We start from the raw sequence: 12534 nt of genomic DNA on the forward strand, positions 1-12534 counted from the left end.
TCCCTGCACGATACCCGCTCTATAGACTGTGTTTTTTTAACAAAGCCCTAAACTGATGATAGGTCAACCCTAAGGCTTTCGCGGCAAGAGTGTGTTGCGGAAATTGTTGTAAACTCGCTTTAACAAAGTCGGCTTCTTGCTGATGTTGCCACTCACGTAAATTACTTGGCAGAGTAGGGCATGAGAGCTGAGAGGCTGGTTGACTCGCAGGTGCTTGAAAAGGGGAAAGGATCACCTCACTCAGGGGCTTGTCTGCTTGCAACGAGCGATAAATTGAGCGTTCAATCACGTTTTTCAGCTCCCGCACATTTCCCGGCCAAGGAGCTGTCAACAATTGTTGTTCAGCGAATTGACTAAAGCCGGGGAAATAGGGTCTGTTGAGCTCACGACACATCTGCATGGCAAAATGGTTAGCCAAAGGCAGGATATCTGCTTGCCGGTTGCGAAGGGGCGGGACGTAAATCACGTCGAATGCGAGACGATCGAGCAGGTCAGCCCGAAATTTGCCTGCGGCAACACGGGCGGGTAAATCTTCGTGAGTCGCACAAATTACCCGAACATCTACCGTCAGGGTCGAAGTCCCCCCCATCCGTTCAATTTCGCCGTACTCAATCGCCCGTAATAACTTTTCCTGTACGACCAACGGAGCGTTGCCGATCTCGTCTAAGAAAAGTGTGCCTTGGTGTGCTCGTTCAAAGCGGCCTTGATGGCGCTTTTGTGCGCCGGTAAAAGCACCGGTCTCGTGTCCAAAGAGCTCCGAGTCCAATAAATTTTCATTCAGCGCGGCGCAGTTGAGGGTAATAAAATTTTCTTGCCAACGGGTAGATAAAAAATGGAGCCGTTGGGCGACCAGTTCTTTACCGCTCCCGCGCTCACCTTGAATGATGACCGGTTTATTGAGAGGCGCGAGTGTGGAGACGTGATCAAGCATATTGAGAAAGTTTTCGGATTCACCGAGTACGCTATCACTGATCATAATTGGTCTATTTCGCTAAAAGTTGGTTAATTTAACCATATTAGAGTAATTCCGTGAAATGTATAATCTTAAATTTATTCTAAATTCAAGGGGTTAACTTTTGGCATGGGATTTGCCTTAGAATATGTGATTACCCCGTTTATTTATAGAGGACTGAGCTATGGGCATTTTTTCACGGTTTACTGATATCATTAATTCCAATATCAATACGCTACTTGAGAAGGCTGAAGATCCCCAAAAGATGGTGCGTTTGATGATCCAAGAGATGGAAGATACGCTGGTTGAGGTTCGAACGCATTCCGCGAAGGCGTTAGCAGAGAAAAAAATGTTGCAACGTCGTATTGATTCGGCTGCCGTCCAGTCTGAAGAGTGGCAACAAAAAGCCGAGTTAGCTGTGCGTAAAGATAAGGACGAACTTGCTCGCGCGGCGCTGATTGAAAAGCAAAAATTGACTCAGTTGTCAGAAAAATTACAAGCAGATGCGGAAATTCTTGATGAAAATCTTAGCAAGATGAAGAATGAAACCGCCGAGCTGGAAACGAAATTGATGGAAACGCGCGCCCGTCAGAAGGCGTTGTCCTTGCGCTACCAAACGGCCTCGACCAGTCGACAAATTCGTCAACATATCGACAGCGGTAAAGTCGAGAAAAATCTGGCGCGTTTCGAATCTTTTGAGCGTCGGATTGATCATATGGAAGCCGAAGCTGAAGTCCTAAAATCAGCCAATACGGCCAGTTTAGATCAGCAATTTTCTGAACTTAGCGCTGACGATGAGATCAGTCAACAACTTGCCAAAATTCGCCAACAAGTCGGCAAGCCTGAATAATGCAGTCTACTAAGTTCGACTAAAAAGGAGTGTTGATGAGCGGATTTTTATTAAGTATACCCTTAACGCTATTTATCGTGTTTATCGCGCCACTATGGCTGTGGCTACACTATAGCAATAAAGGCAAACTCTCCAATAAGCTATCTGTTAAAGATATTGCACACATTGAACAGCTCAAGAAAGATGCGGACCGCATGCAAGAGCGTATTCATGCTTTAGAAGCAATACTTGATGCTGAAAACCCAGAGTGGAGACAATCATGATTAAACTCCCATTTATCAGTGATAAACCCCTTTACCGTAACAGTGAAGAGGGTAAAATTTTAGGGGTCTGTGCAGGAATCGCCGATTACAGTGGACTTCCCGTTAATCTGGTGCGGATTATCGCCGTTCTCTCAACTTTCGGCCTATTTTTTGTGACACTATTACTCTATGTCGCGCTGGGATTTATTTTAGATAAAAAACCGCGTGGTTCCAACGCAGAACCCGCTACACTTTCTATTGATGAGGTATTGAGTCAAGCCGATCAAACGTTGAAAGAGAGCGAGCAGCGTCTGCGTAAGATGGAAGGATATGTGACCTCAGAAACTTTCTCGGTACGCAGTCGTTTTCGTAAGCTTTAAGCCATCTGTTTCATAACAAACGGATTATAAAGTGAGGGTATGATGAACAAACAATGGAAAGACTCAGCAAAACGGCAGGTGAAGCCTGCCTTAAAATCAGTGGGTAAATTTGTACTCATCAATGCTGTTACTTTTGGTCCGGCTGGCGTTGCGGGTTGGGCAGTCAAATCAGTCAGTAAGAAGCCAGTGAGACTGTTCCTCGGCATGGTGTTAGAGCCAATCTTAAGTAAAGTGATGAAAAAAATTTCCGCTAAACTACTGAAAGAGCAGCATGAAAAAACTTCAAAATGAGGTGATCTCATGGGTACAACGCAGCGTAGACCAGCATCTCTGCCTTGCCGTGACAGGGTTGAGTCGAAGTGGTAAAACTGCTTTTATCACCTCGCTAGTGAATCAGTTACTTTCTGTTAATCATGGCGCTCGTTTACCGCTCTTTACCCCAATGCGTGAAGGGCGGATTATTGGGGTGAAACGCGTTCCGCAACGTGACCTTGCTACGCCTAGCTTCAGCTACGATCGGGGACTTTCCCAACTTTATGGACATCCTGCGAGCTGGCCAACGCCTACGCAGGGAGTCAGTAAAATCGAGTTGGTTATCCGCTACCGAACACAGCATGCACTGAAGCGCTATCTCAAAGAAACCTCCTCGCTACACCTTGAAATTATCGATTATCCCGGTGAATGGTTACTCGACCTACCTATGTTGGCACAAAGCTATACACAGTGGTCTGCGCAAATGCGCGAACTGTTAACAGGGCAGCGTGCGGAGTGGGCATCAACTTGGCAGGCTGCTTGTGCGGATTTAGATCCTAATGCGCCGGTCGATGAGTTATTGTTAGCTGAAATTGCCCAGCGTTGGACAGATTACCTTCACCAATGTAAAGCCGAAGGTTACCACTTCATTCAGCCCGGTCGTTTTATCTTGCCCGGCGAAATGGCGGGCGCTCCCGCCCTACAATTTTTCCCTTGGCCATTTGACGAATTCCCTGCACAACATGCCGAGAGCCACAAGGCTTCAACCTTTTCGACGCTAAAGCAGCGCTACGATTTTTACTGCCAACATGTGGTGAAGAAATTTTATAAAGAGTACTTCGTGAAATTTGATCGTCAAATAGTGTTGGTAGACTGCTTACAACCGCTAAATCGAGGGGCTAATGCCTTTAACGATATGCGCCTTGCGCTCACACAACTGATGCAGAGCTTCCACTATGGTCAACGCTCGCTTATCCGTCGACTGTTTTCTCCGGTGATCGATAAACTACTGTTTGCAGCGACTAAAGCGGATCATGTCACAAGTGATCAACACGCCAATATGGTGTCTTTGCTGCGGCAGGTGACCCAAGCGGCTTGGCAGAATGCGGCATTCGAAGGGGTGAAGATTGAATGCTTAGCGTTGAGTTCCATCCAAGCCACCCTCCCGGGCGTGATTGAACACCAGCATCAACAGGTACCGGCATTAAGAGGGCGCCGCCTACCTGACTATCAGCCGGTTTCACTCTATCCGGGCGAAGTGCCGACTCAGTTACCGAGCGCATCATTTTGGCAACAGCAGGGGTTTAGGTTCGAAAACTTCACCCCCTTAGAGATGGATGCTGACAAGCCCTTACCGCATTTACGAATGGATAATGCTTTAGATTTTTTACTGGGAGATAAACTGACATGACGGGCAAGGATGTTAGGCCACGTATCGATTTTGCTGTCACACCGGTGGAACCGAATGAAGAGAAGATTAAAACCGCTCAGCACTTTGATGAACTGCATGCTGAGCAGCATTTTATCGCGCAAGATCTCGATCCTGCGCAAGCGGTGAACGAAGTTGAAGAAATTACCCTTGAACAAAGTTTACGTCCTAAATTGCCGCTCTGGGCGCGCCTTTTGTTGTTAGGGATCCTTATTGTATTAGTCAGTGGCATGGCTCAGTTGGTCCAAACGATAATCACCGCATGGGTTGCCCAACAGTGGTTTACTATCGGTATGGCAACGGCTGGCGTGATGATTGTCTGTGCTGGAATAACGGCGCTGTTGGCCGAGTTTGCTCGACTGCGGCGATTAAAAAAGCAGATGAATATTCATCACCAAGCGCGGAGACTGTTATCCAATCACAGCCATCACCATGCTGTCGCGTTCTGCGAGTCGTTGATTAAGGATGCAGGGCTACCCGCAGAGCATCCGGCGGTAGTGCAATGGCAGATGGCATTGGATCCTTCACTGAGCGATAAAGAAGTCATTACCCTTTATTCAAGCCTTGTCCAACCGACCTTCGATAACCAAGCTCGCCGTTTAATTCGTCAAACGGCTACTCAGTCGGCGATCATGGTTGCCGCAAGCCCCTATGCCTTAGTGGATATGGGGTTAGTGGCTTGGCGCAGCCTACGAATGATTAATCAAATCGCTAAGCTCTACCAGGTTGAGCCTGGCTATTTCGGACGGATAAAACTGCTGCGCGCGTTATTGGTCAATATGGCCATTGCGGGAGCCAGTGAATGGATCCAAGAGAGCAGTATTGATTGGCTTTCACAAGATTTAGCAGCACGTCTTTCTGGGCGTGTCGCCCAGGGCGTGGGAATAGGTTTGCTCACTGCACGCTTGGGTATTAAAACTATGTCGCTCTGCCGACCGATCCCTTGGTTTGAAGGAGAAGCGCCGAAGGTCAGTGAGTTTCGCCGCGGGTTAATCGCCGATCTCGGTGACAAGTTGCGCCAGCGTAAACCGAATTAACCCTCTGTGTATCACTAAGCACAAAAGTGTCAACTTTTCCTGACAGAAATATTCTGCTTCATGTAGTCCTAGCGTATACTTAGGGGATTGAGCTGTTGGGGAGAGTTATCATGCGCTTAGAAGTACAATGCCAAGATCGTCAAGGATTGGTCCACGAACTGTTAAACTTATTAGTTAAACGCAATATTGATCTTTATGGTATCGAGATCGGTGAAAACTATACGGTCTATTTGCGTTTCAGCTCGGTCGATTTCGATGATTTCAGTGGACTCATGGCTGAAATACGAAGAACACCGGGAGTGAGCGATGTTCGCCGTGTGACCTATATGCCTTCTGAACAAGCAAAGCGCGCGTTACATGCGTTGGTCAATAGTTTGCCAGATCCGATACTTTGTACGGATATAAAAGGGCGCATTGAACTGACTAATCCTGCGGCTCAACAGTTATTTTCACTCAATCAGCAAACCCCTGCACACTCATTGACGAGCCTTATTCCGAACCTCGAACTCCCTTCTACCCAGACTAAAAAGTCATTACCTCTTACTCTACAGGGACGCGACTTTCTGGTTGAAGTCTGTCCACTTTTCTTGCCAGATGATGACACGTCACAAGTCCAACAAACCGGTACTTTAGTCATACTCAACTCGGCAACGAAAATCGGCAGAGCAGTTACCCTTACTGATCTTGATACGGAAGGCGCGTTTAATCATATTATCGCAGACAGTCCAAAGATGCGCCAAGTGGTACAGCGCGCAAAGAAACTCGCTATGCATGATGCGCCTTTGCTAATTATTGGGGAAACCGGAACGGGTAAAGATATTATTGCGCGCGCGTGTCATCAACTTAGCCCACGCCATAGTCAGCCGTTTTTAGCCTTGAATTGTGGCTCGATACCCGATGATGTCGCGGAAAGTGAACTTTTTGGCCATGCTGCCGGAGCCTATCCTAATGCGCTGGAAAGCCAAAAAGGCTTTTTTGAACAAGCAGCGGGTGGATCGGTATTCCTCGATGAAATCGGTGAGATGTCGCCGAGTTTGCAAACTAAACTGCTGCGCTTTCTGAATGATGGAACTTTCAGACGAGTAGGGGATGAGCATGAAGTCCACGTTGATGTTCGTGTGATTTGTGCGACCCAAAAAAACTTGCAAGAACTGGTTGACCTCGGCACCTTCCGCGAAGATCTCTTTTATCGCTTAAATGTGTTGTCCTTACAATTACCTGCGTTGCGCGAGCATCCACAAGACCTGATGGCTCTCGCGAGTTTCTTTGTCGCGCGTTTTGCCCATGAGCAGGGGATCGCCGTACCACGATTGGCATCTTCACTGGCTAGCCATCTCTCACGTTATCACTGGCCTGGAAATATCCGCCAGCTGAAAAATTGCCTCTTTGCGGCGATGACGCAATTTGAAGGCGATGAATTACGACCTCAGGATGTGAATCTACCAAGCTATACGACGGACGATGACGTAGATGTATTGCAGTTAGAAGGAACCCTTGACGAGATCAATGGACGATTTGAACGCTCAGTTCTGACCAAGCTCTATGCCAGTTATCCAAGTACGCGCAAATTGGCTAAACGCTTAGGGGTGTCGCACACAGCCATCGCGAATAAACTGCGTGAGTATGGTGTGGGGCAGAAAAGTAGCGACTATAAAGCGTCGAACGAGCGGTAGGTTAACGAGCGAAGACACCCCAGTCTGATGAGAAACGGTCAACTTCCCTTAAGATGAGATGTAGTCTCTGAAACGAAAAAGCCGCCAAGCGGCGGCTTTAAGGGATAATCAGTCGTGATAGCGACAAGATGCTATCAACAGAGAATCATCACTTACAGCGTAAACAAATCGATGTTCTGACGTGATCCTGCGAGACCAAAATCCAGCAAGATTATGCTTTAGTGGCTCTGGCTTACCTTTCCCCTCAAATGGTGTTCTACTGATATCCTTGATAAGTTCATTGATCTTTTTGACGGTCTTTTTATCTGTATCTTGCCAGTAAAGGTAATCTTCCCACGATTCTTCAGACCATATCAGTTTCACTCAATGATATCCCTTTCTACTCCATTGCCATTTTTCAGGCTATCGACTGAATCTATTAGTCGACGGGCATTTTTTGGAGAGCGTAATAAATATGCGGTTTCTTCGAGTGAGTTATATTCCTCAAGAGACATCAATACACATGACTCACCGTTCTGCCGAGTAATCAGAACAGGGGATCTCTCTTCAACGGTCTGAATCATTGTTTCAGAGAGATTCTGCCGAGCTTCACTGTAGCTAATAGCTCTCATTTCCTATACTCCCATAACTCAAATTTGTACAAATCTATGTAGAATTAAATAGGCCATCTGTAGATCGATATTTGACACAAGCCCATCTTACGAGCACTACGAAAAAATTTTAAAAGTTAGACATCTAGAGTTATTCGTCTGTAAAAACATGTGGGTTAACTCATGTATAAGGAACGTAAAGAACCAATGAGAATAAATACAAAAATAACAATGATGGGATTATTGGTGGCATCTCTGAGTGGTTGCAGCGCACAACTCAAACCCATGCTAAAAGACTATAAAGGATCCGATGCAGCCCATATTAGAGTCGCGACAGGTGACAGTATTTATATCTATTTTTACGAAAAACAGTCCAGTGGTTGCTATAAGCAAGTAGAAGAACGCAGGTTAACTGCTGGCTTTTCTGTAATGGGATTCCCCGTAACGGGAAGTAAAAAAATGGGTATGCCTAGCTCAGGGAATTATGGATATCAGCCCACTAATGAGTTTTCCATCAAGCCAAATCAATTAGTGAATATTGTACATTATTGGGTAGATGCCCATGTGAATTACTCTTTCCAAAAATCATCTAGTGAAAGATTTATCCCGCAACAACATCATAATTATGATGTTATTGTCAAAGGAACAGACTATTCAGTTGATCATGTATCTGTCGCTGACCTTGATCCTCAAGCCAAAATTATAGGATGGGAAGGGGAAATCTGTAAAAATAACTGATTATGATGTTATTGCTCATTACATAGCATTTAACATAAGTCCTTCTCACGCGCTCCACTGGCAAGGACTCACCACTAAAACCCGCCGAGCGCGCAAAAATACGGGTTTTATACCCCTAGAACCGGCTGTTTCAGGCTGAATCTGCACAATTAAGCCGACAGACAGCGCAACGGGTTCAGGTTAACCGTGAACTGGACAGTGCTTCTGGCTATATGACCCAAACCGTCAGGCAGTCTGACAGTGCCGCTTTAAATCAGGTTGAGAAAGAACTGAACAAGCCGGGTTAGTGCAGAAAAAACCGGCGACCAATGCGTTGAATGACGTGGTAAGTACCTCGTAGGATGCGGTGTATCCGATACCTTGTGAAATGTCCCACTATACATGGAAATCCTCGATTTATATTGCGCAGACGATGATTGTTGTCATGGCCGGGTGTTTGTGGGGAATGTATTATTTCATCGACAGCGGTTACGCACGGGTTGCCGCGATGCAGCGGATGGAGGCTGTCTGGGAGCAGAAAGCACCTCTCGCCAATATCAGCACCTGCGACGGCAAACCCTATATCCACGTGACAGGTAATAAGTACACCACTGAAAAAGGCGACCGTTTATATATCAGAAAAAGAAAGAGAATAAGCACGTTTTATGCGTGAAGTGTATTATCTGTAAATAAAGGATAAATGAAAAGGAACCCCAATATGACAGAAAAAACTCCCCCCGATACCGACGAATGCCAGCATGTTTCCTATCACAGCCCCCACTGGGATGAATATGGTAGATGTCATTGGAATGATATTCAATTTCAAAAAAAATCGCTTAATGCGAAAGCGAAGTGCATCTTACCGCCAATCAAAATTATTCCGGTCATTTTTTTGCCTGGCGTGATGGGGAGTAATTTAAAATCATCAGGTGGAAAATTTTCAAAAGATGAAATTATTTGGCGCGGAGATAGTGATATTCAGGTTTATCTTGACTGGGCTAGGTTAAATGGAACGCAGCGTAGAGCATTGTTAAATCCCGATGAAACAGTTGTCGATAATGGCGGAGTTATTAATTCGAAAGTGTATTCGTTAATTACGGATGATGGTGCGGGGGATTGTGGAACATTACTTCAGCCGAGAAAAGAACGGGGATGGGGCGAAATACTTAATTTTAGCTATGGAAACTCATTGAGTGTGCTTCAGGGTGCGTTGCTAGATGATTGGCAAAAAGCATTAAAACGCAGTGTCGATGGTAAAAGTCCATTGAGTGAAAACCACAAAGAGAATGGAATTATTCGTCAATTATGCAACAAACCTTTAGGTACCGAAGAGAAAAATGAGGATTTACTCACCGAAGAAGACGTAGATCATTTTTCTCATTTTCTCTATCCCTTGCATGTTTTTGGTTATAACTGGCTGGAAGACAATGCCGTCTCTGCTGGTAAACTGGTTGAGTATATTGATAAAACCCTTCGTTCTTACAGAAGCCAGAGTGGTCACGGTCATGGCCTCGCCATTGAAAAAGTCATTTTAGTCACCCATTCAATGGGGGGATTGGTAGCCCGTTATGCCATGAATCCGCCAGACGATGCAGAATTTCAGGGCTGCCAGGATAAAGTACTCGGGGTGGTTCATGGTGTCATACCGGATTTAGGGTCGCCCGCGGCGTATCGGCGAATGAAAGTCGGTGGAAAACAAGAAGGGCTTGCGGGGATTATTATGGGTAAGTCTGCTGAAGAATTGATGCCGGTATTAGCGCGTGCGGCTGCACCCTTACAGTTATTACCTGCCCCAAACTATACCAGCAATGCCCATGGGATGGGGTGGTTTAGTGTTGAAAAGGGGAATGCCGATAGTAGTGATTTGGTCTTGCCCCAAAAAGGCGACCCGTTTGGGGAGATTTACCTGAATAAAACCTTATGGTGGCGGTTGTATGAGTCCGATATCATTGATAAAGAGGAGTCAGTCAGTCGGGAAAATTGGTTGGCTTATTTTAATTTGATGGATAAACCGGTAAGAAAATTTATTTCATCTTTGAGTAAAGTGGGATATCACCCTAATACCTATGCATTTTATGGGCACACAAAACCGTCTGATGGCTCAGTGAAATGGCATATCACGTCAATCACTTACCCGAAAAACATGCACGACAGTGATAAAACAATCCCAAATAACTACCGTGAAGTGCCTTTGCCGTTTAACCGCTCCCGTCTTTATGAATTAAAATCTTCAAAATCTGCGGGTGATGGTACGGTTCCTGTGGAGTCCTTTAAGACAATCCAGCGTCAAAATGGGCAGTCCATTAAAAGTGTGTTGGCAACGGATGTCGACCATCAAGGCGCTTATGAAGTCGATAAGCTCGAGGATATTCATCAACGCCCTGCGTTAAAATTCACCCTTCGAGCTATCGCTAAAATGGTGCAAGCGGTGCCTTTATGTTGATAAAGACCGCGTTGTGCTCAATCTGCTTTTCTTTAAGCATGATGCTTTTTATTCCGACGTTGTATGCCGCTCCCATGGTTAAAAAGGACACTGTTATGGTTGAATCGTTATTTTCGAAAACAAAACCCCAATGTGCGGGAATTTATGTGGTGGATGTTCCAGCGTCTTTTAATAATGGAACGCATAAAGCCACGTATGATGATTTTGATATCGAAAGTAAATTTATTTACCCACCCGCGTTCAGGCAACGTATTGAATTACGTGAAGAGGCTCTCAGACAACAAAAATCCAGTCAAAAAAATGCCCCTGTATTGAAAGAAGTCATCCGGCTTCCTGATAATCAAGGGGTCATCTTTGATAGGAATATTTCTGGGCAAGATGATTTAGGTCGGATATTAGAAGCTCATGTGTACCTCAATCATATCGCTTTTATTATTACAACTGAAATACTTGATCTTTCATCACCTAAATATATGGAAAGGAAAAAAACATATATTAATGCAGGTTTTACCGAAGCTGAAATGAATGATAAACCCACGAAATTAGCGGCAATGCGTTCGTTGGTTTCGCGATTAAGCGGGCGATTAGACCATGAGATTCCTGCTGATAAAGGATGGTGTATTCCTAATGGGTTTATTGCGGATGATGGAGGTCAACATAAAATAGAGGTCGGGTTTAGTTATGAAAACGACGATTTCCTATTTGGAATCAATGCTAATAATACAATGGTTGATAATAACGATACTCTTTTTGGTCGAAGTGATGCAATTAATGACGCATTGAAAGCATCAAGCATGAAAACCTTAAAAAAATATGCGTCTAGGGTCCATGGTATTCCATTTGAAGCATGGCTTTTTGATGGTGCTAAAAATTATAAACAGAAAACGCAACAGGTCTATGACTTCATTCTCTATGCTAATGAATCTGTTGCCTCAACATCTAAGCTATTAGCAACAATAGGATTAAATAGTAAACGAAAACAAACTCGCTATAGTGAAGCTCAAATGGTTGAAATTTGGGATCGGGTTATTGGCTCGTTACGCTATAAACCCAATGCATTCTAAATTCACGTAGGAGTGATAATTATGTCTCTATCGCTCGGATTTACCATAACATCACTCCTAAGCGAAGTACGCTAATGGAACATTTTCTTAGGAAAGGAAACAATTTAGCATCAGTATTTTCAACAGCTTTTTAGTAACCTAAGAGCTCTTAGGGTGTTTTAGACAAAACCACAGGCATAAAAAATGGTCACTGTATTTGTACTACTAAAAACTACTGTTTCTTGGTTGCGGCTGAGCAGAGATGAGCGCAACGTAATTGCCGATAAAGCACTGAGCAGTGTGCTCGTGAATACCGACGTAACATTGAGAATGTTCGAGGCCGAGGCTTTTACAACTCGCTGTACGGATGTAGCTATGTTTCAAGCTAAGGATATGCAGTCATTTTACTTTGCCATCGAGCGATTACGGGACTCGGTGCTCATTACAGAGCCTTACTTGGAGATGGTAGAGATCATTCCAACCATAGAGGACGGGTTCAAGCTTTTTGAAGAGCAAGCGAGTTCTTAGCGTGTCATCGCTATGATTTAACATAAGCCCTTCTTACGCGCTCCGCTCAAACGCCCTCAGAGCGATACTGGGGCGTAACCTATAAAACTCGCCGTCTTACCCTCTTAAAACGCCGTAGAATCGCTTAGATAAATTCTGAAGCTAGGAATCGTGATGCATCCTACTCACTGGTGGCTGATTTGAACGTAATTCGAGACTGAAACCCACAAGACACTATCCAATAATCTCATCGAAAGTGGTGAACGGACCATAAAATTTTTATTTTCGGTGAAGTGTCGGGATACGTCTCTGACGGGAGTTTTGCGTGATGGCATCAGACGGCGTTAAAATAAAATGTGTCCTGTCGTTTACATTTGGTTTTAGGTTTTGAATAGGATGACTGCAAATTCTGGGAAACC

General features: G+C 44.9%; 15 protein-coding genes. 12 read left to right on the top strand and 3 right to left on the bottom strand.

What is annotated here, in order from left to right; translation table 11 throughout:
• Nucleotides 1-19 precede the first annotated feature (19 nt).
• Nucleotides 20-976 (bottom strand): sigma 54-interacting transcriptional regulator, encoded by a 957-nt coding sequence (locus BMX14_RS04700; RefSeq protein ID WP_092673541.1) that lies wholly within the window; start codon nucleotides 974-976, stop codon nucleotides 20-22.
• Nucleotides 977-1136: 160 nt separating this feature from the next.
• On the opposite strand from BMX14_RS04700, the gene pspA reads away from it, so the two are divergent.
• The 7 genes from pspA to tyrR all read left to right on the top strand — a co-directional run bounded on the left by pspA (nucleotide 1137) and on the right by tyrR (nucleotide 6815).
• Nucleotides 1137-1802, top strand: coding sequence for a phage shock protein PspA (pspA, locus tag BMX14_RS04705; RefSeq protein ID WP_092673544.1), 666 nt, complete (start codon nucleotides 1137-1139; stop codon nucleotides 1800-1802).
• A gap of 35 nt (nucleotides 1803-1837) precedes the next feature.
• The gene (gene pspB / locus BMX14_RS04710; protein ID WP_092673546.1) at nucleotides 1838-2065 is read left to right on the top strand and encodes an envelope stress response membrane protein PspB; all 228 of its coding nucleotides are present in this window, start codon (nucleotides 1838-1840) and stop codon (nucleotides 2063-2065) included.
• A complete protein-coding gene (gene pspC, locus BMX14_RS04715) occupies nucleotides 2062-2424 on the top strand; it encodes an envelope stress response membrane protein PspC (protein ID WP_092673549.1) in 363 nt (120 codons plus the stop codon). Before pspB ends, pspC begins: the two co-directional genes overlap by 4 nt.
• A gap of 39 nt (nucleotides 2425-2463) precedes the next feature.
• Entirely contained in the window at nucleotides 2464-2715 is a 252-nt protein-coding gene (pspD, locus tag BMX14_RS04720; RefSeq protein ID WP_371316057.1) for a phage shock protein PspD, read from the top strand.
• Nucleotides 2696-4087, top strand: coding sequence for a YcjX family GTP-binding protein (locus tag BMX14_RS04725; protein WP_092673552.1), 1392 nt, complete (start codon nucleotides 2696-2698; stop codon nucleotides 4085-4087). The genes pspD and BMX14_RS04725 overlap by 20 nt, the downstream gene beginning before the upstream one ends.
• Nucleotides 4084-5142: a YcjF family protein gene (locus tag BMX14_RS04730; protein WP_092673555.1), complete on the top strand. Its 1059-nt coding sequence runs from the start codon at nucleotides 4084-4086 to the stop codon at nucleotides 5140-5142. Before BMX14_RS04725 ends, BMX14_RS04730 begins: the two co-directional genes overlap by 4 nt.
• Before the next feature lie 110 nt (nucleotides 5143-5252).
• Nucleotides 5253-6815: a transcriptional regulator TyrR gene (gene tyrR / locus BMX14_RS04735; RefSeq protein ID WP_092673558.1), complete on the top strand. Its 1563-nt coding sequence runs from the start codon at nucleotides 5253-5255 to the stop codon at nucleotides 6813-6815.
• A gap of 108 nt (nucleotides 6816-6923) precedes the next feature.
• Here the strand turns inward: tyrR and BMX14_RS04740 are convergent, their stop codons facing one another.
• Complete coding sequence (locus BMX14_RS04740) at nucleotides 6924-7178, bottom strand: Txe/YoeB family addiction module toxin (RefSeq protein WP_092673561.1); 255 nt, start codon at nucleotides 7176-7178, stop codon at nucleotides 6924-6926.
• On the bottom strand, nucleotides 7175-7426 hold the full coding sequence (yefM, locus tag BMX14_RS04745; RefSeq protein ID WP_092673564.1) for a YoeB-YefM toxin-antitoxin system antitoxin YefM: 252 nt from the start codon (nucleotides 7424-7426) through the stop codon (nucleotides 7175-7177). Before yefM ends, BMX14_RS04740 begins: the two co-directional genes overlap by 4 nt.
• A 162-nt stretch (nucleotides 7427-7588) precedes the next feature.
• Here yefM and BMX14_RS04750 point away from each other — a divergent pair, with 162 nt between their 5' ends.
• The 5 genes from BMX14_RS04750 to BMX14_RS04770 all read left to right on the top strand — a co-directional run bounded on the left by BMX14_RS04750 (nucleotide 7589) and on the right by BMX14_RS04770 (nucleotide 12136).
• Entirely contained in the window at nucleotides 7589-8143 is a 555-nt protein-coding gene (locus BMX14_RS04750; RefSeq protein WP_230527296.1) for a hypothetical protein, read from the top strand.
• 367 nt (nucleotides 8144-8510) lie between these two features.
• Entirely contained in the window at nucleotides 8511-8795 is a 285-nt protein-coding gene (locus BMX14_RS04755; RefSeq protein ID WP_092673567.1) for a hypothetical protein, read from the top strand.
• Nucleotides 8796-8840: 45 nt separating this feature from the next.
• Entirely contained in the window at nucleotides 8841-10565 is a 1725-nt protein-coding gene (locus tag BMX14_RS04760) for a lipase family alpha/beta hydrolase (protein WP_177173086.1), read from the top strand.
• 95 nt (nucleotides 10566-10660) lie between these two features.
• Nucleotides 10661-11629 (top strand): T6SS immunity protein Tli4 family protein, encoded by a 969-nt coding sequence (locus BMX14_RS04765; RefSeq protein WP_230527298.1) that lies wholly within the window; start codon nucleotides 10661-10663, stop codon nucleotides 11627-11629.
• A 183-nt stretch (nucleotides 11630-11812) separates the two neighbouring features.
• Complete coding sequence (locus tag BMX14_RS04770; protein ID WP_092673573.1) at nucleotides 11813-12136, top strand: darcynin family protein; 324 nt, start codon at nucleotides 11813-11815, stop codon at nucleotides 12134-12136.
• Nucleotides 12137-12534: the final 398 nt, after the last annotated feature.

It is taken from the genome of Rosenbergiella nectarea (assembly GCF_900111105.1).
Lineage (GTDB): Bacteria > Pseudomonadota > Gammaproteobacteria > Enterobacterales > Enterobacteriaceae > Rosenbergiella > Rosenbergiella nectarea.